This window comes from Pseudomonas sp. IT-P395, from assembly GCF_949767675.1.
Classification (GTDB): Bacteria; Pseudomonadota; Gammaproteobacteria; order Pseudomonadales; family Pseudomonadaceae; genus Aquipseudomonas.
This window is the reverse complement of the sequence record NZ_CATKPW010000004.1, coordinates 105,910-123,669: the sequence shown is the minus strand read 5'-3', so window position 1 is coordinate 123,669 and position 17,760 is coordinate 105,910. Positions and strand designations below refer to the sequence as shown.

Genomic DNA, 17,760 nt, shown 5'->3' with positions numbered 1-17,760 from the left:
AGACGGAGAACGATATGCACATTAAAAAGCTCGTGCTCGCAATGGCCATCGGCGCAGTTCTGTCGGCGTCTACGGTCCTCATTCCGGACAGTGTGTCCGGGGTGTCCAGTGCTCAGGCCAAGGATGGTGGGAGTGGTGGTGGAGGCAGTGGGGGCGGTAGCGGAGGGGGCGGCGGCGGAAGTGGAGGCGGAGGAAGTGGCGGTCACGGTGGCAGCGGTGGTGGCAGCGGTGGAAATGGTGGGGGCGGAAGTGGCGGCGGAGGCAGTCACGGCGGGGGCGGCAACAGTGGTAGTGGCGGTGGCAACAGTGGCCACAGCGGCAGCGACCACGGCTCGGGACACTCGGGCGACAGCGGCTCATCCGGTCGCAGCGGCACGCACGCCGAAGCGGGAGATGACCATGGCGTCCACCGCGCTGGTGAAGTCGGCGATGACCACGGGGTCCACCGCGCGGGCGAAGTCGGTGATGATCGTGGCGTGCATGCTGCAGGCGAAGTCGGCGATGATCGTGGCGTACATGTCGGCGGCGAGCCGGGCGATGACAAGCGCGCCAACTGATCCATCCTGAAAACACCACACCCCCTGTGGGAGCTGGCTTGCCAGCGATGAGGCCGGGTCAGGCAAAATTGTATTGCCTGACACACCGCCATCGCTGGCAAGCCAGCTCCCACAGGGTTTTGTGGCGTTTACATATTCCGCAGACAACCATAATCCCAATGTCGGAGTGAGCCTGCTCGCGATAGCGGTCATTCTGACACTGAAGCTGTGACAGACAGAATGCTATCGCGAGCAGGCTCACTCCTACAGTTTGATTTGCGTACGGCTCAGAGGGCGACGTGGCTCTCGTTCAGGCGTTCACGCAAAAACTCGACCAACGCCTGCACCGGTCTCGAGGCCTGGCGATGCTGTGGGTAAACGGCTGAAAGTGTCAGCGGTTCCGGCCGCAAATCATCCAGCACCGGCACCAACCGGCCATCCTTCAACGCCGCGCCGACAATGAACGTCGGCAGATAAGTAATGCCCATCCCCTGCACCGCCGCATCCCTGAGCAACTCGCCGTTGTTCACGCGCATACGCCCGGTGACGTTGACCAACACAGGCTTGCCCTGCCCCGCATTGAACCGCCACTGCACCGAACGCCCATGCCCATACGGCAGGCAGTCATGGCTGTGCAGGTCTTCGGGTTGCTGCGGCGTGCCGCGCTCGGCGAGGTACGCCGGGCTGGCGCAGTACACCCGCTCGATCGACGCGATACGCCGGGCAATTAGCGTCGAGTCTTCCAGTACGCCAATGCGCAGCGCCAGATCGTAGCCCTCACCGAGCAAATCCACCGGGCGGTCACTCAAATCCACCTCGACCGTGACCTCGCGATAGCGCTGCAAAAACATCGGCAGCAGACACCCCAGATGCGCCACGGCAAACGACAGCGGCGCACTCAGGCGAATTGTCCCGCGTGGCTCGGCGGTTTGCCCGGCGATGCCCTGCTCGACCTGTTCGACTTCGCCCAACAGGCGCAACGCCGATTCGTAATAACTCTGCCCCAGCGGTGTGACGTCGAGGCGCCGCGTCGAGCGGTTCAACAAGCGCACGCCGAGGCGCTCTTCCAGTTGCATCAAGCGCCGACTGACGAACTGCTTGGACAGGCCCAATTGATCGGCCGCTGAGGTGAAGCTGCCGGAGTCCATGACCTGGCAAAAAATACGCATGTCTTCGAACGGGTTCATTGTCACTCTCTGGTGGACAGTTAAACGCTTTATAGCCGCTTTTTCACTTTCGAGCAGCTCATTAATCTGTGCTCACGGTGTTGCTGAGGCCTGAAGCCCAGCGCCACAGCAGCCCGCAACCCAGGCATAAAAATTCAAAAACATTCAAAAGGATTTCTACCATGAACATCGTCAAGAAAACCCTCACCGCGTCCCTCCTCGCCCTGTCCATCGGTAACGCCTTCGCCGCCGAAAACAGCGGTGTCGAACACAACACCCAAGCCTTCCTCGACGCCCTCGCCGCCGGTGGTGGCAAACCGCTGGAGCAACTGAGCCCGAAAGACGCTCGTGCGGTGCTGACCGGTGCGCAGGCTTCGGTAAAAGTGGACCTGTCCGGCGTTGAAGTCAGCGACAAGGCGATCAAGGTCGATGGCCAGACGATCAACCTGAAAGTGGTGCGTCCGGCCCAGGTCAAGGGCGAGTTGCCGGTGTTCATGTTCTTCCACGGTGGCGGCTGGGTGCTCGGTGATTTCCCGACCCACCAACGGCTGATTCGCGACTTGGTGGTGGGCTCTGGCGCCGTCGCGGTGTACGTCGATTACACGCCGTCGCCGGAAGCGCAGTACCCGACCGCGATCAACCAGGCTTACGCCGCAACCAAATGGGTGGCCGAGCACGGCAAAGATATCGGTGTCGACGGCAAGCGCCTGGCAGTAGCGGGCAACAGCGTCGGCGGCAACATGGCAGCGGTCGTGGCGTTGATGGCCAAGGAACAGAAAGCCCCGGCGCTGCGCTTCCAGTTGCTGATGTGGCCGGTGACCAACGCGCAGTTCGACGACGGTTCGTACCAGCAATTCGCCGAGGGCCATTTCCTCACCAAAGGCATGATGCAGTGGTTCTGGGACAACTACACCACCAACCCGGCCGAACGTGCGCAGATCCATGCCTCGCCGCTGAATGCCAGCGCCGAACAGCTCAAAGGCTTGCCCGCCGCCCTGGTGCAGACCGCCGAATTCGACGTGCTGCGTGACGAAGGCGAAGGTTATGCGCGGCACCTTGATGCGGCCGGTGTAGCGGTGACCTCGGTGCGCTACAACGGGATGATTCATGACTTCGGTTTGCTCAATCCGCTGAGTCAGATTCCTGAGGTGAAAGCGGCGGTGCGTCAGGCGGCAGCTGAGCTGAAAACCCACTTGCAGCCTTAACGGCAGAAGATCGCAGCCTTCGGCAGCTCCTACATTGGAATACGTTCTCCTGTAGGAGCCGCCGCAGGCTGCGATCTTTTCACTTGCAGACACCACGGAGCCAAGGTCATGACATTTTTCTACACCCACCTGCTGTCCTGGAGCGCCGCCCTGCTGTTGCTCGACGCCGTGCTCTGGCACTTCTCGCCCTTCAGCCATCGTGCCCCGAGAGTCGCTGTGCGGCTGGTGCTGTTTCTTGCGTTCACCGCGCTGGTGATCAACGCCGGCGTCAGTCCGTTGCAAGCAGCACAATTTGCCGATGACCGCGTGGCGCAGTTGGGTGCGACGGCGTTGGGGATTCTCTGGTGGCTGTACGCGGCGCGGGTGCTGACCGAAGTCATCGGGCTGGCGCTGATGCGCCGTATCGGCCACAGCGGTCGTTTGCTGCAGGACGTCATTGGTGCACTGGTGTTTCTGGTGGCCATCGTTGCGGCCGCCGGTTACGTGCTGGAACTGCCCGTGAAAGGCTTGCTGGCGACTTCGGGGGTGGTGGCCATCGTTGTCGGTCTGGCGCTGCAAAGCACCCTGGCTGACGTGTTTTCCGGGATCGTGCTCAACACCACCAAGCCGTATCAGGTGGATGATTTCGTGGTGATCGACGGCGTTGAAGGCAAAGTCTTCGACATCGACTGGCGCGCCACCCACCTGCTGACCAGCGCCGGGACCATGGCCGTGGTGCCGAACTCGGTCGCGGCCAAGGCGAAGATCGTCAACCTCAGCCGCCCGAACAACATGCACGGCGTGTCGATCAGCATTCAGGTACCGAATCACATCCGCCCGCGTCGTGTTCTGGATGCGCTTGATCGCACCTTGCAAGGCAGCAGCAGTTTGCTCCTCAGCCCGGCGCCGAAAGCCGTGTTGAAAGAGGCCGGTGAAACCATGTCGGAATACGTCGCCAGCGGCTTCATCGCCGAGCTCGGCAAGAAAAGCGAAGTGCGCAACCAACTGTTCGACCTCGCCCACCGGCATCTCGAAGCAGCCGGCATTTCGCGGCATCCGGACGGCGTGATCGAACCGTCGACCCGCGCCCGCGCGTTGCTCGATGAAGTGAAAATCTTCCGCTCGCTGAGCAGTGAGGAGCGTGATCGCCTGGCGGAATCGATGGTTGCGCAGCAATACACCGCAGGCCAGGTGGTGCTGGATCTGGATGAAGTGCCGGACAGTCTGTTCGTGATTGCCACCGGCGTCGTCAGTGCGACTGTGGCGGATGGCGACAGCAAGGTCGAGGCCGGGCGAATGGGGCCGAGTGAGGTCATGGGTGAACAGAGCATTCTGGCGGATACGCCGTCGCAGGCGACGTTCACGGCGTTGACGTCGAGCATCATTTATCGGCTCGACAAGAATCTCACTCGTGAGTGCATGGAACAGCGCACGGAGGTGGGCCGGGCGTTGAACAAGTTGCAGGCGGTGCGGCAGCAGAATAGTCGCCTCGCGTTGATGGCCAAGCCGGTGGCGGTGAGGAAAGGTGGGTTTCTCGGTTGGCTGCAGAAACGCTAGAGCGGCAAGATCAAGATCAAGATCAAGATCAACAGCTTACCCCCTCACCCCAGCCCTCTCCCCCAAAGGGGGCGAGGGGGAAAGGGAGCAGACCGCATGCAATTCAGAACCTGAGTTCGGCTCGGTATCGCAGGTCGGCGTACCTCGAAAGAACCCCTCGGTCAGTCCCCTCTCACTCCGGGAGAGGGTTAGGCGGGCGGCGTTCCGATGAGGGGCTTTTCAGGATCAGCCGATTACTTGGCAGTGAACTTGGTATAGCTGTTGATCAGGTTGCGATAGTTAGGCAGACGCTCCGACAGCAAATGTGCCAGACCTTCCATATCATTGCGCCAGTCGCCCTGCAGCTCGCACGCCACCGAGAACCAGTTCAGCAGGTGGGCACCCGCCGCCGACATCCGCGCCCACGCCGCTTGCTGCACGGTAGTGTTGAAGGTGCCCGACGAGTCCGTCACCACAAACACTTCGTACCCTTCAGCGATGGCCGACAGGGTCGGGAACGCTACGCAAACATCCGTCACCACACCGGCAATGATCAGTTGCTTGCGCCCGGTTGCCTTGATCGCTTTGACGAAATCTTCGTTGTCCCAGGCATTGATCTGGCCCGGGCGCTGAATGAACGGTGCATCCGGGAACTGCTCGCGCAACTCAGGGACGATCGGGCCGTTGGGACCTGCGTCGAAACTGGTGGTCAGAATGGTCGGCAGCTTGAAGAACTTGGCGATGTCGCCCAGCGCCAGCACGTTGTTCTTGAATTCGTTCGGGGTGAAATCCTGGACCAGCGAGATCAGACCGGTCTGGTGATCGACCAGCAGTACGACCGCATCATCTTTGTTCAGACGTGTGTAAGGAACGCTCATGGGAAAACTCCTGATGGACGGATGGATGAAGCGTTGAGCGCCGACCGGATGACCGGCGCTTCAGGGGAAATCAGAAAGCGAAGCAGGAGCAGCCGAACGCGCCCCAGAAACCGGCGAAGTCGCTGACCGGTGCGTTCGACATCCGCGCCTTTTCATGGCTGTGGGTGTGCACCGCGCACGGGCCGCTGCACTGGTGAACCTGCGCCTGCAACGGCGAATTCGGCCGCCAGTGGCCCGGGACTTTCACCACCGGCGACCAGTCCGGCAACACCGGAATCGAGCGCGGGCCGAGGTCTTCGAAGTCGCCGGCGGCGTAAACAATCTTGCCGCCGACCACGGTCATGACCGATTCGATCCACTTGATCGCTTCTTCCTCGACATGGAAGAAGTCCGCACTCAGCGCCGCCAGATCCGCCAGTTGCCCGACCTTGATCTGGCCTTTCTTGCCCTGCTCCGAGGAGAACCAGGCGCTGCCGTGGGTGAACAGTTCCAGCGCGGTGGTGCGCGGCAGACCTTCTTCGTACAAGGCCAGACCGCCGACCGTGCGACCGCTGACCATCCAGTACAGCGAAGTCCACGGGTTGTAACTGGAAACGCGCGTGGCATCGGTGCCCGCACCGACCGGCACACCTTCGGCGAGCATGCGTTTGATCGGCGGGGTCGCCTCGGCGGCTTGTTTGCCGTAGCGGTCGACGAAGTACTCACCCTGGAACGCCATGCGATCCTGGATCGCGATGCCGCCGCCCAGCGCTTTCACCCGCTCGATGTTTTGCGGGGTGATGGTTTCGGCGTGGTCGAAGAACCACGGCAAGCCGTTGAACGGAATGTCACGGTTAACCTTCTCGAACACGTCGAGCATACGGCTGATCGATTCGTTGTAGGTCGCGTGCAAACGGAACGGCCAGCGCTGCTCGACCAGGTGGCGCACCACCGGCTCCAGCTCTTCTTCCATGGTCTGCGGCAGGTCCGGGCGTGGTTCGAGGAAGTCCTCGAAGTCCGCCGCCGAGAACACCAGCATCTCGCCGGCGCCGTTGTGACGCAGGAAGTCGTCGCCCTGATGCAACTTGACGCTGCCGGTCCAGTTCTGGAAATCGCTCAGCTCTTCTTTCGGTTTCTGGGTGAACAGGTTGTAGGCGATGCGCACGGTCAACTGGTCGTCTTTGGCCAGTTGCTCAATCACCTGATAATCGTCCGGGTAGTTCTGGAAACCGCCGCCGGCATCGATCGCACTGGTCAGGCCGAGGCGATTGAGTTCGCGCATGAACTGGCGGGTCGAGTTGACCTGATATTCCAGCGGCAGCTTCGGCCCCTTGGCCAGCGTCGAGTAGAGAATCATCGCGTTAGGCCGCGCAACGAGCATGCCGGTCGGGTTGCCGTTGCTGTCGCGGACAATCTCGCCACCCGGCGGGTTCGGCGTGTCGCGGGTGTAGCCGGCGACGCGCAGTGCGGCGCGATTGAGCAGCGCACGGTCATACAGGTGCAGGATGAACACCGGGGTGTCCGGCGCGGCCTGATTGATTTCTTCCAGAGTCGGCATGCGCTTTTCAGCGAACTGGAATTCGTTCCAGCCACCGACCACGCGCACCCATTGCGGGGTCGGCGTACGGTCAGCCTGATCCTTGAGCATGCGCAGCGCGTCGGCCAGCGACGGCACGCCTTCCCAGCGCAGTTCGAGGTTGTAGTTCAAACCGCCACGGATCAGGTGCAAGTGCGAGTCGTTGAGACCCGGGATGACACAGCGGCCATGCATATCGACCACTTGCGTGTTCGGCCCGCGCAGGGCCATGGCCTGGTTGTCGTTGCCGACGACGACGAAACGGCCGTCGGTGATGGCCACGGCACTGGCCAGCGGTTTGGTGCGGTCTACGGTATGAAACTGGCCATTGAATAAAATCAGATCGGCGCTCATCGCAGTTCCTCAAGCAAAGTGAAAAGGAGCGAACCTCGCGCGCTCAACGCGGCGAGGTGTCTTGGGAATCGAGGTGTTCATGGGCCTGGCTGGCTTCGAGCCATGGCGAAAACAAACGGGTGACCGGCGGCATCACCACGTACACCACCGACAGGACGATGGTCAGGGTGATCAGGAAAGTAGCGACCACATAGTTGGAAAGAAGCGGATGCAGCGCCAGCAGCGGCCCCCAGATCAGTGGCACGAGCAAGGTGTGCGGCAGAATCACCAGCAGCGTGACCACCGCTTGCTTCCAGCGCGGCGGCGGCGAAGCGGCATCGGCCAGTGGCGTAAACCAGAATTCATTGATCGGTGCGACTTCGGTCTGATCGCCATCAGCCAGCATCGGCGCGGCTTCGGCGACCAGTGCCTGACGCTGCGGCGATTCCAGCCAGCCTTGCATCGCTTCGGTGCTGCTGAAACGCAGCACACAGGTGTAGAAGTCGAGGCGGCCGCGCTTGCCGCGCACCACGTCCACACCCAAATGCCCCTCACGCTGCCCCGCCACGCGGACGATATTGCGCAGCCAGGCCTCATACGCTGACTCGAAACCGGCCTTGACCCGGTGTTTGATGATCAACGTGACCGTCTCATCGGCCCCCGGTGACTGTGGATTGAGGACTTCAGGCATAACGCAACACTCCGGGCAAACGAACAGAAATCGCCAGCCGTCCCGGCCCGGCGATCAACACAGTGCTAAACAGGATCAGCAGCAACCAGCCGAACTGCCCCTCGGCCACACTCCATTGCGGATGCACGACCAGCAACGCCACCAGCAGCACAAAGAGAATAGGCACGCAGGCCAATCGTGCCAGTAACCCGGCGACGATCAGTAGTGGGCAGAGGACTTCGGCGAAGATCGCCAGGATCAAAGTGAGGTGAGATCCGAGGTGGAACGGGTCTTCGATCAGTTGCAGTTGCGCGGTGAAGTCGAGCAGCTTGGGCAAGCCGTGGACCCACAGCAGAAACAACCCGCCACTGACCCGCAGGAACAGCAAACCGATGTCGCGTGCCTGTTCATCTGTTGAGGCATTCATGACCCGACCCTTGAAATGTCATTGGCTGGAATCATGCCAATGATGGTCGGGAGGAAATTGGATGGGTGTGCTCAGTTCTTGCGATCAACCAGGTTGCCGGGAACGCCGAAGAACTCTGTGGGAGCTGGCTTGCCAGCGATAGCGGAGTGTCAGGCGACGTCGCTGTTGGCTGAGCTGACGCCATCGCTGGCAAGCCAGCTCCCACAGGGTTTCTGAGCGCCCCAAGTTCCGCGTGGGAACGATCAGTGGTCCGGGTTAGCCCGGTAACTCCAGGTTATCCAGCACCCGGTTCACCGCCAGCTCGCCGAGCATGATCAACTGCGCAATCCCCAACAACGCCCGACGCTGCGGCGCGGGCAACAGGTGGGCGACATCCTGGGCGATGGTTTTGGCCGAGGCGAGTGTTTCGCTGGCATCGGTCAGCAGGTCTTTGTTTTTGGTGTCGGCGGTCACGGCATACATGCCACGGGTTCTGCGTGGGGGCGGCGTGGAGCCGGGTGGAAGGAGGTAATGGTCGAGGGCGCGGTCGGCGGCTTCGTGGAGTTTTCGGGAGTCGATGGATTCGTAGGGGGATGTGGGGTCGATGTCGGGCGGGTTGGGTGTGACTTTGAACATGGTGAATCTCCTTTTTAGAGCCGGGATCACCACGTCCTGTCGCTAAACAGGATGGGTGGCGACCGTATGCAGGTTAGCGAACCGGTAAAAAGGCAACCCGGTAGACCCAAAGGTCTCCCGCATACAGCCGCCATAGCGAAGTGCAGACGATAGCCTGCAACGAAGCATGGAGCGCTGATGCACTTTTTTTGGTCCGAGTCGCTAAACCCGATCGCTGAGTTTTCAGCGACCACCAAACGATAGAGACCCGACCACAAGCGCACAAGCCGGCGGATTCTGGCGTAGCTGTAGGCAAAGGCGCAAGGATGCGTAGCCTGAAAGAGTGTCTGTGGGTGTTGCTTAAACAGCGATGTTTAAACCACCCAACAACTCAGGGATCACGCCGCTCCCACAGGGGATCAGTGCTGTATTTGAGATTTGCGCAGGGATTCAGCTAGCCGGGATATCCAGCGGCGCTGCCATGACTGGTTTAAGGTTGCCGAGTGCAAAGGAGCTGTGTTCATTGAACGTTACCACTGCTCGATTTCGGTGAATCCGCCCCCAACCATTGATCCGCTGGATCGTAATCGAACACATATGCACTTCTCGATGCGTTAGAGGCTACCCGTACAATCGGCAGAAAGTGCCCAGTCTGGTTGAAATAGTCCCATTGAAAAAATTGAGCGTTCAGACGCCCCGAGGCCGCGACGTAAAAGAACGCTTCCAGAGGTAGCTGCGCAGGGATGTCCTGTGGCCAGTTAGCGATGATGACCTCGTTGTGTACGCGCTGATCAGCGACGTTGAGTCGAGCACGCGCTTCGACGCTGACCGCAAACGGCGCTTGGTCACCTTTGAGACTGCAACCGTGATATCGGCTGGTCTGTGCGTAAAAATGAGTGATCACCTCCTCCACATCACTTATGCCTTGCTCATCACACGGCCGGCTTTCTTGGGGGGCATTGGAATGCCCATTGCAGCTGTCGCTTCGATAAAAAGTCGCACCGTCGAACGGAAAAGAGCAACGCAAGGTCAGTGGATAACCTGTCGGAGCCGCGAGCTCCTTCATGATCAAGCCCTCGTTCTTGGCCCAAGCCAGAACAGGCAAATGCACATCCGCCCGCAGATAGGAAAAAGACACACCATTGCGCTGAATCGAACCGGGGCTGGGGTTCCACGCATGAAAGTTCGGCGAGGCGTCGGTGGTGCGTATCAACACGCCGTTGCAGTTATAAGCGGCGGTATTGCCCCGGCATGCCATGGCGGTATCGGCGTAACGCGCATTCAGTCGCGCCGCCACTTCATAGCCGCTGTAAACCTGCTCCTTGAGATCGAAACCGAACACGGCATCGGGCCCCTGCATCAGGTCCATGCGCATGATGGGCAACCAGTCGCCGGTCGCGATGAAGTAAGCCCGCTGATCTCTCTGCGCGCCGAGTAACGCGGCGGGTTGCGTCATGTCGTAGTACAGGCCTTGTAGCGGTAGTTGTTTCGGTGCGCTGACATCCCAGTTGCGCAACTGCACCTGCATCGACCGAACCGACCATTCGTTATCAATGCCCTGATGTGCCAGCAGGCTGGCCCTGAACTGTGCCGGGTCAAGGCTGCTCAATGAACACTGCTTTGCTGTTTGTAAATCCTGCTGATGAAAATGCGTCAACCAGCTCTCGGCATCGGTCACGCCTTGGGCAGCGCAAGAACTGCTGTCACGTCCTGACGTCACTGCGCCGCAACCAAAGTCTGGTCTATCGTCATCCAGTGCCAGTTCGAATGGATAGGCACATAACACGTTCAGCGTTTTACCCAGACCTATGGCAGTGAATGAATCACTGAAGACAACGCCGTTGGCTGATGACAAGGTGCGAGTCCCCAGGTCGCTGCGCAGATAGACAAAAGCCTCGGCCCCCAACTGCGTGGCGACCTCACCGTGTTTCCAGAACTCAAGAGCCGGATCACTGCCGCGCACCAGCACACCGCTGCAAAAATACGCTGGGTTGGCGCCCGGGCATTCGGCCGTGGTGTTCTGATAACGTCTGTTGAGCAACTGCGCGGTTTCCGGGCCGGTGGCGGCGAGGACCGGACCGCTGAGCAACAGCAATGCCAGCAGGTATCGGGTTATCTGCATCCGTGCGCCTTGCATGGCTTCTACCCCCTGCCCTTTTGACGCTTCGCTTGAGTCGCACTAACCCCGAGGACCTGCCAATACGTGTCCTTGTTGTGCGCACTGGCATTGTCATTGACAGAATCGCCGTTAAGGTCATAAGTCCACGCGGTACCGCCACCCAGATCTTCGCCGGTCCATACGGGATAATTCAGCCACTCAAGGTAATCGGCCACCGGGCCGGCGTCGGGGAAGTACAGCGTCCACATGCGTTTGATCTGGGTCAGCGTGACCGGCTGCAATTTTGCTGTTTCGCACAGTGTGAGCATCCCTTGAAAATCCGCGCTGTGGGTAAGGAAGTGCACTTCAACAATGCCCTTCACAGTCAACGGGTAGGTTCGGGTCTGGCTCTGGCTGTCGGTGGCGCTGATCGTACAGTCGCCATTGCGAAGCGCAGCGACTTCGCCCGACAGCGTATCGACACTGGCAATGGCCGGATCGCTGCTGGTGTATTGATAGGGGCCACTCCCCCACTGCGCAAGACGCGTCATTCTGGCCGCTTCGGGTAACTTCATCGGCGGTTTATCAACCGACACCACATGGTTGTGCGCGCTCAGATCGAGGGCCGCCTGCGCGTCAAAACCTGACTGCAATAGAAGCTCCAGTCTTTGCGACGGCACACGATCGCCGCCATAGAACTGCACTTCGAAGTGAATGGGGACGATGTCGTTTGCGTCGGCAATCAATTCACTGCCAAGCACGGTGAAGGTGACGTCTTTGCCAACAGCGGTGGGGCCAATCGGGATGTCATCGGTGTACTCGCCGACACTAAGAAAAACGTGATCACGATAGGCCATGCCGTCATAGGGTTTGATTCTGACCGTCACGCCTTTGGCCGGAATATTCGCAGGATCGAGTACATCGCCGGGCGCTTCGTCTACCGACGGTTTGAGCGGGGTGTTTGTTGTTTTGTGCATGGTGAGACCTCACACGGCGCTCGGTCGAGCGCCGTGTTCCGGGTTTGAAGCAAGGCTCAAGGGCAAGCGTTCAACGCCCGGTATTCAGCTCGGCCCAGCGACTGGCCAGAAGTGCCCGGCCTCTGGAGATCGGAGTGGCGTGATAAGACACCTTGCCCCTCAGCCGCTCCTGTACGGCGCTGCTGTCCCCCCCGCCATCGGCATGTCCCCAGGTCACGACGCGGCCGTCAGCGGTTAGCGCAGTAAACCCATGAGTGTTGTCGTATAGCGCTTGTACCTGAGTCAACTCAGTGACGACCGTCGAGGTGTCGCCACCTACAGTCGCATTCCCCCAGGCGACCACTGTGCCGTTCTTGCGCAACGCGGCAAAAGCCATGGAGGAACCACACACCTGAACAATGTCATCGAGCGCCGCGATTTCGGCAGGTACCAGACCACCCTCCGCAGGAGTGCCCCACGCCACTACGTGACCGTTGCCTCGGCGCGCTGCGAACGCGCGCCAGGTAGAACTGACCTCGACTATGTCCGTGAGCCCGCCAATCAGCGCGTCAATCGTCCCGCCGTAAGCCGCCGTTCCCCACGCCACCACCTGCCCGGTGGCACGCCTTGCAGTGAAGGCCTGCGCATTGGCGCAGCTCAATTCGATGATGTCGGTCAGCGACGCAATTTCAGCCGGCACTGCGCCGCCATAGGTGGCGTGGCCCCAGCCGACAATCCGCCCATTGCCACGATGCGCGGCAAAGGCACCAAAGCTGCCGATCAGATTGTCGATATCGGTCAAGCCTGCAATATCACCGGGAACCACCCCACCGTTTGCCGCCAGGCCCCAGGCCACAACATTCCCGGCGGATCGTTTTGCTGCAAAAGCCTGACCCGCCGCCACCACTCGAACAATATCCGTCAGTGCGCTGATGTCTGCAGGAACACTACCTCCATCGGCAGGTGTGCCCCAGGCAACCACCTGCCCGGTCGTCTTCAACCCGGTGAACGCGGTCGCATTACCGATGACTTCGACAAAACCCAGCGGATCCATACCGCTCATGCTTCCGCCCTCGGCGGCGGTTCCCCAGGCGACAACTGCACTATTGGCGCGGCGAGCCGCATAAGCGCTGCGCGTGCAGCTCACCTCAACGATGTCATCCATGGTGATGATGGTCGGAGGAATATTGGCACCGTACGCAGCGTTGCCCCAACCGGCGACATCCCCGACATCTCGGTGAGCGACGAAAGCCGCGAGTCCTGTGACCGTGGTATCGATCCCGTTGCCAATAATGTTGGCTGAGTTGAGCGTGACCAGATCATCGGCAGTGCGCACTTGCAGCGGCAGCTGCGGTGAGGTATCGCGCCAGGTGGCGGCGGTCATCCACTCTGTGTCCGAAGCGTACTTCCACTGCGCTTGCAGCGCCTGCCCGGTGGTGGCATTGAATGCGCTCAGTACACGAGTGGCACTGGACGCGCGATAAGTACTGCGGTTATAGCGCGCGCCCATGATCTTCAGGGTGCCGCTGCCAATGACCCGGCGAACATCGTAAACCGTCGGCACCGACGGGCCATCGGTCCCTCCCGCCTTGCGCTTGACCTCATAACGCAACGAGATGCTGTCATCGAGGTTGGCGCTGATCACCGTGTGGGCCACCTTGATCACGCTGAGTTCTTTGTCGGCCTCTGCTGCCAGAACCGTGTGGGGGTAAGGAGTGGTGGTTTTGCCAACCACGGTCACGGTGATTTCATCGTCGGTCTTCAACCGAGCAGTTGCCGGGATCACTACCGTTGCGCCGTTGGGGTAGACATCGTCCGGGTTCAACTGATCCTTTTGCGAGCCCGTGGCTTCCCGGAAGGTGGCAACCGGCAGCCGGAACTCCTGCGCTTGCACGTCAAACTCATAAGGTTTGCCGTCCGCCTCGCCGCCGTTAAACAACTCGACCCGATAATCGACAGTCACTTTTTTGTTCAGGCTGGCCTGCACAACGGACAGGTCAACAGTGAACTCGATCGGTTTGCCCTTGTTATTGCCACTGACCGCTTTGTCATCGGTGTAATTGACCACTCCGTCCGATGATGCCCAGGTCATGTAGAAGTGATCTCCGGCATTCTCGGGATCATTGGCCGGTATCTCAACGGTTGCTCCGTCCGGAACATTGGCCGGGTCGAGAATGTCATCCAGCGCCTGCACCACGCGGGCCGGGTCCAGCAATTGCCGAGATTCGCCGACGGAGAACACGAGGGGGTTGGAATAACTGAATGTGTCCGTCTCCTTGCGCCATATTTTGTACTTGGCCGTGATCATGGACCCGCGATTTGGCTCGATATGCTCGGCTACGAACGTTTGGCTGAGTCGGAATGACACGTCCATATTCTCGTTGAGCACAGTAATGTCGATGGTGTCGCCGGTCTTGCCTGTTTTTGCCCCGTCCCAATCGAAAGCCACCTTATCACCGCGTTTCGTCGGCGTGACGATGGGGTTGGGAACAGTCAGCCGACCAACGCCGTTGGGTAAATCAGCAGGCTCCAGTGAGCCATTGTTTTCGCCCAGCACGATCGGTTTGACCAACTCGAATTTTGGCTCGCCCACGCTCAGCGATGCCGCGGGACGCGACACACGCCTGACAATTTCATCGCTCCCATCCACACTCAAATGGACATAGGATAGCACCAGTGTTCCGCCCTCAATGGTCTTCAAGTGCAAGCCTTCGACAGTGAGGAAGAAACCGATCGGGTCGTCGATTTCCTCCCGGCTCGGTGTATACCTTTCGAATTCCGGGATATAGGCACTGCCATCCGGACGTTTACCGAACCACACCAGTTCAAACGCATCGCCATAGTTGAACAGCGAATCAGAGCGAATCAGAATCCGGGTACGTGCCAGGTCAGGGTCAATGGCGCCCTGGTTTTCATCTTCAGCAACAGGGGCATCCAGGCGCGTGGCCTCGCCGTTGACTTGCACGAACTGACCTTTGGATTGCAGCGGATCGGCAATTCCCTCGCGCTCGACCTCATAAGAAAAAATCACCTGGGTTGCGACAAGCCTGCGCAGATCCGCATTCTCGAACTCGAACTCATAGGTGTGGGGAAGATTGTCGACCTCCTGCCTCGGCGCAGTGAACGTGACGGCTTCACCGTCGGCGCTGGTACCGCTGACTTTTACTACAATCCAGTCCTGATGTTTGAATTCGCTCGAGGTTGCCCAGACCTGAACAACGACGTTTTTTTCACCCAACCGGTCAAGGTCGAGAACATTGTTGAGCGCATCCTTGACAATAGGGGCAACCAGCCGATTGGTGTTGAGCGAAACCCTGATCCGGGTTTCTTTACACCAGTCCTCCGAATAGTTGTGGACGATATCGCGCACGCGAAAGCTCACGGCCAGGCCCACCGCATCGGTATCACCTGCTTTTTCTATAATCGCCCGCTTGACGTAAATCGTGATGGGATTCTTCACCGGATCACTGATTTGCTCCGCCGTCACCGGGTCGCCCCAGATAAAAATGCCGCCCCAACTGATCTGAGGCTGGTCGCCCACGGCAATCTCAGGATAGGGTTCGCCGCTACCGGATGCGTTTCGAATGACGATAGGCACACCCGCTTTCGGCGCATCCGGATTACCCTCATCATCCGGATCCACCGGAATGTTGTCGCTGTCCACTCCACCAGAGACAAATTCCGGCGGGATGAACATGTACAGATTGGAATGCCCCGGCCCCTCCTCCGTATCCTGTCCGCCGGGAATTTCCAGCTTGACGAATATTTTCAATGGCGGCGTGTACGTCTCGGCGGGATCCAGGCCTAATCGCTTTACCCAATAGTCGATTTCATGGGAGCCCGAAGCAAGATGCCGCGGAGCAACGAACAGGGTCGCACGCTGATCAGATTCTGATTGATCACGAATGGTGTACCGATCCACCTCGACAGAGCCTTTCCTGAGCACCACCAGGTCGCCTTTACTCTTGGTCGTCCATGGGCTGAGGTAGACCTGCAACCCTTCGTCCGGATAGACCCCTTGCGCCGCAGCCCGATTGATCCCCCACTCTCCCGAGGGAAGGATGGGAAGCGTACGACCGGTGATATCCGGCTCAGGAAGTGCCAGCGTTGCGATCTTTTTTTTGAGTTTTAAAAGCATGACAAAACACTCCTGCCGGGGGATTAGGCGACGGAGTGATTAACAGCCAGAAACAGAAAATCGTCACCTGTCAGATCTGACAGGTACAGAGCAATTTCCGACGAGCGGAGGGGTCAACGTGGCGGTATATCCAACGGCGCCGCCATGAACTGGCTGATCCGCGAGCGCAGCCATTTCTCCGCCGGATCGTTGTCATGCACCCCGCTCCAGGCCATCGACAATTGCGCCGCATCAATCGGAAACGGTGGATCTTCGGCGCGCAGCGCACAACCTTCCACCAACGCGCAGGCGGCGTAATCCGGCACAGTGGCGATCATCTCGGTGCCGGCGAGCAAGGCGCGCAACCCGCTGAACTGCGGCACACCCAAGACCACGCGGCGCGTACGGCCGACCTTAGCCAGATCCATATCGATATTGCCGCTCAAGTCGCCCGAGAACGACACCATCGCGTGCGGGCGCTCGCAGTATTCGTCGAGGGTCAGCGGCCCCGGTCGGTCGTCGCCGCGCAGAACCTTGCAGGGAATGTCGCGCAAGGTCTTGCGCTTGGCATTGGCCGGCAGATCGGTGGTGTAACTGACACCAACGGAGATTTCCCCAGAGGCCAACAGTGCCGGCATCAGCAGGTAGTTGGCGCGGCGCACCACCACGACAATCCCCGGCGCCTCTTGCTGAAGCTGACGCAACAACGGCGGAAACAGGCCGAATTCGGCGTCGTCCGACAAGCCGATGCGAAACACATCACAACTGCTCGCCGGCTCGAACTCCTTGGCCCGGCTGACCGCTCCGGAGATAACGTCCATCGCCGGTTGCAGCTCTTTGAGAATCGCCAGTGCCCGCGCGGTCGGCTCCATGCCGCGACCGTTGCGCAACAGCAAAGGGTCGTCAAACAGATCGCGCAAACGCCCCAACGCGGCGCTGACGGCCGGTTGCCCCATAAACAGTTTTTCAGCGACGCGGGTCAGGTTCTTTTCGAACATCAGCGCTTCGAAAATCACCAACAGGTTCATGTCAACGCGACGCAGATCGTTACGGTTCATGGGCACGGATTCCTTTTAGCCAGTCAGACGCCAGTGCTACGCACTTTACGCGATCAACGGGACTGTCAGCGCCGTTTCGCAGCGAAATTAACAACGATTAACTCGTCACCCCCCCGCCCTCGGCCAACAATGAATGCCACTGCGCAGCGTTGTTTTTTTGACCTGAGGGGATGCGCCGACCGTGCATTCCCCATCGACACGGACTTTGGCCATGGCTCACTTACAGCACAGCGTCGCCCTCGCCCCTGCCAACGAACCACGCAAGACCGGCGTCGGCGGACTCAGTCCGCAACGTGAACGACAGGTCAAACAGCTGATCCTCGAACGCCTCGGCGAAAGCCTTGAGGTCACCGAACTGGCTCGCGCCTGTTCACTGTCGCGCAGCCATTTTTCCCGCGCCTTCAAGTGCAGCACCGGGCTGTCACCGCAGGACTGGATTCGCACCCAGCGCCTGGCGCGGGCCAAGCTGTTGATCCAGCACACCGACCTGAGCCTGACGCAAATCAGCCTGGAATGCGGCTTCTGCGATCAGGCGCATTTCTGCCATATGTTCACCCGCAGCGAAGGCATCAATCCGTTTGCCTGGCGCTGCCAGATCATGCGTGAACCCAAAGCTCACCGTGCACAGCCTGCCGTGTTTTGATCGCGGCCC

Annotated in this window: 14 protein-coding genes; 4 read left to right on the top strand and 10 right to left on the bottom strand. The window is 59.9% G+C overall.

Annotation, left to right across the window (positions count from 1 at the left end; translation table 11 throughout):
• The first annotated feature begins 14 nt into the window (after positions 1-14).
• A complete protein-coding gene (locus ACM6IN_RS03960) occupies positions 15-557 on the top strand; it encodes a hypothetical protein (protein WP_414915440.1) in 543 nt (180 codons plus the stop codon).
• Between the two features lie 266 nt (positions 558-823).
• On the opposite strand, the gene ACM6IN_RS03955 is transcribed toward ACM6IN_RS03960, so the two are convergent.
• On the bottom strand, positions 824-1,723 hold the full coding sequence (locus tag ACM6IN_RS03955; protein ID WP_007913544.1) for a LysR family transcriptional regulator: 900 nt from the start codon (positions 1,721-1,723) through the stop codon (positions 824-826).
• A gap of 161 nt (positions 1,724-1,884) precedes the next feature.
• Between ACM6IN_RS03955 and ACM6IN_RS03950 the strand changes: the two genes are divergently transcribed.
• The gene (locus ACM6IN_RS03950) at positions 1,885-2,907 is read left to right on the top strand and encodes an alpha/beta hydrolase (protein WP_414915439.1); all 1,023 of its coding nucleotides are present in this window, start codon (positions 1,885-1,887) and stop codon (positions 2,905-2,907) included.
• A 108-nt stretch (positions 2,908-3,015) separates the two neighbouring features.
• Positions 3,016-4,443, top strand: coding sequence for a mechanosensitive ion channel domain-containing protein (locus ACM6IN_RS03945; protein ID WP_414894126.1), 1,428 nt, complete (start codon positions 3,016-3,018; stop codon positions 4,441-4,443).
• 233 nt (positions 4,444-4,676) lie between these two features.
• On the opposite strand, the gene ycaC is transcribed toward ACM6IN_RS03945, so the two are convergent.
• From ycaC to ACM6IN_RS03900, 9 genes are all read right to left on the bottom strand, one after another.
• Complete coding sequence (ycaC, locus tag ACM6IN_RS03940; RefSeq protein WP_007913541.1) at positions 4,677-5,300, bottom strand: isochorismate family cysteine hydrolase YcaC; 624 nt, start codon at positions 5,298-5,300, stop codon at positions 4,677-4,679.
• Positions 5,301-5,370: 70 nt separating this feature from the next.
• Positions 5,371-7,209, bottom strand: coding sequence for an amidohydrolase (locus ACM6IN_RS03935; protein ID WP_016987824.1), 1,839 nt, complete (start codon positions 7,207-7,209; stop codon positions 5,371-5,373).
• A 43-nt stretch (positions 7,210-7,252) separates the two neighbouring features.
• On the bottom strand, positions 7,253-7,879 hold the full coding sequence (locus ACM6IN_RS03930; RefSeq protein ID WP_123374833.1) for an antibiotic biosynthesis monooxygenase: 627 nt from the start codon (positions 7,877-7,879) through the stop codon (positions 7,253-7,255).
• On the bottom strand, positions 7,872-8,285 hold the full coding sequence (locus ACM6IN_RS03925) for a DoxX family protein (RefSeq protein WP_007913538.1): 414 nt from the start codon (positions 8,283-8,285) through the stop codon (positions 7,872-7,874). The genes ACM6IN_RS03930 and ACM6IN_RS03925 overlap by 8 nt, the downstream gene beginning before the upstream one ends.
• A 255-nt stretch (positions 8,286-8,540) precedes the next feature.
• Positions 8,541-8,900, bottom strand: a complete 360-nt coding sequence (locus ACM6IN_RS03920) for a DUF6124 family protein (RefSeq protein ID WP_414915438.1) — start codon at positions 8,898-8,900, stop codon at positions 8,541-8,543.
• A gap of 499 nt (positions 8,901-9,399) precedes the next feature.
• Positions 9,400-11,001, bottom strand: a complete 1,602-nt coding sequence (locus tag ACM6IN_RS03915) for a hypothetical protein (protein WP_414915437.1) — start codon at positions 10,999-11,001, stop codon at positions 9,400-9,402.
• Between the two features lie 20 nt (positions 11,002-11,021).
• Positions 11,022-11,954 (bottom strand): Ig-like domain-containing protein, encoded by a 933-nt coding sequence (locus ACM6IN_RS03910; RefSeq protein ID WP_414915436.1) that lies wholly within the window; start codon positions 11,952-11,954, stop codon positions 11,022-11,024.
• A gap of 70 nt (positions 11,955-12,024) precedes the next feature.
• On the bottom strand, positions 12,025-16,071 hold the full coding sequence (locus ACM6IN_RS03905) for a hypothetical protein (protein ID WP_414915435.1): 4,047 nt from the start codon (positions 16,069-16,071) through the stop codon (positions 12,025-12,027).
• 113 nt (positions 16,072-16,184) lie between these two features.
• Positions 16,185-17,108 (bottom strand): LysR family transcriptional regulator, encoded by a 924-nt coding sequence (locus tag ACM6IN_RS03900; protein WP_007913518.1) that lies wholly within the window; start codon positions 17,106-17,108, stop codon positions 16,185-16,187.
• Between the two features lie 211 nt (positions 17,109-17,319).
• Here ACM6IN_RS03900 and ACM6IN_RS03895 point away from each other — a divergent pair, with 211 nt between their 5' ends.
• Positions 17,320-17,751: a helix-turn-helix domain-containing protein gene (locus ACM6IN_RS03895; protein WP_007913516.1), complete on the top strand. Its 432-nt coding sequence runs from the start codon at positions 17,320-17,322 to the stop codon at positions 17,749-17,751.
• Positions 17,752-17,760: the final 9 nt, after the last annotated feature.

Coding starts and splice junctions, on each gene's coding strand:
- ACM6IN_RS03960 (WP_414915440.1), top strand. CDS start 15: ATGCACATTAAAAAGCTCGTGCTCGCAATGGCCATCGGCGCAGTTCTG.
- ACM6IN_RS03955 (WP_007913544.1), bottom strand. CDS start 1,723: ATGAACCCGTTCGAAGACATGCGTATTTTTTGCCAGGTCATGGACTCC.
- ACM6IN_RS03950 (WP_414915439.1), top strand. CDS start 1,885: ATGAACATCGTCAAGAAAACCCTCACCGCGTCCCTCCTCGCCCTGTCC.
- ACM6IN_RS03945 (WP_414894126.1), top strand. CDS start 3,016: ATGACATTTTTCTACACCCACCTGCTGTCCTGGAGCGCCGCCCTGCTG.
- ycaC (WP_007913541.1), bottom strand. CDS start 5,300: ATGAGCGTTCCTTACACACGTCTGAACAAAGATGATGCGGTCGTACTG.
- ACM6IN_RS03935 (WP_016987824.1), bottom strand. CDS start 7,209: ATGAGCGCCGATCTGATTTTATTCAATGGCCAGTTTCATACCGTAGAC.
- ACM6IN_RS03930 (WP_123374833.1), bottom strand. CDS start 7,879: ATGCCTGAAGTCCTCAATCCACAGTCACCGGGGGCCGATGAGACGGTC.
- ACM6IN_RS03925 (WP_007913538.1), bottom strand. CDS start 8,285: ATGAATGCCTCAACAGATGAACAGGCACGCGACATCGGTTTGCTGTTC.
- ACM6IN_RS03920 (WP_414915438.1), bottom strand. CDS start 8,900: ATGTTCAAAGTCACACCCAACCCGCCCGACATCGACCCCACATCCCCC.
- ACM6IN_RS03915 (WP_414915437.1), bottom strand. CDS start 11,001: ATGCAGATAACCCGATACCTGCTGGCATTGCTGTTGCTCAGCGGTCCG.
- ACM6IN_RS03910 (WP_414915436.1), bottom strand. CDS start 11,954: ATGCACAAAACAACAAACACCCCGCTCAAACCGTCGGTAGACGAAGCG.
- ACM6IN_RS03905 (WP_414915435.1), bottom strand. CDS start 16,071: ATGCTTTTAAAACTCAAAAAAAAGATCGCAACGCTGGCACTTCCTGAG.
- ACM6IN_RS03900 (WP_007913518.1), bottom strand. CDS start 17,108: ATGAACCGTAACGATCTGCGTCGCGTTGACATGAACCTGTTGGTGATT.
- ACM6IN_RS03895 (WP_007913516.1), top strand. CDS start 17,320: ATGGCTCACTTACAGCACAGCGTCGCCCTCGCCCCTGCCAACGAACCA.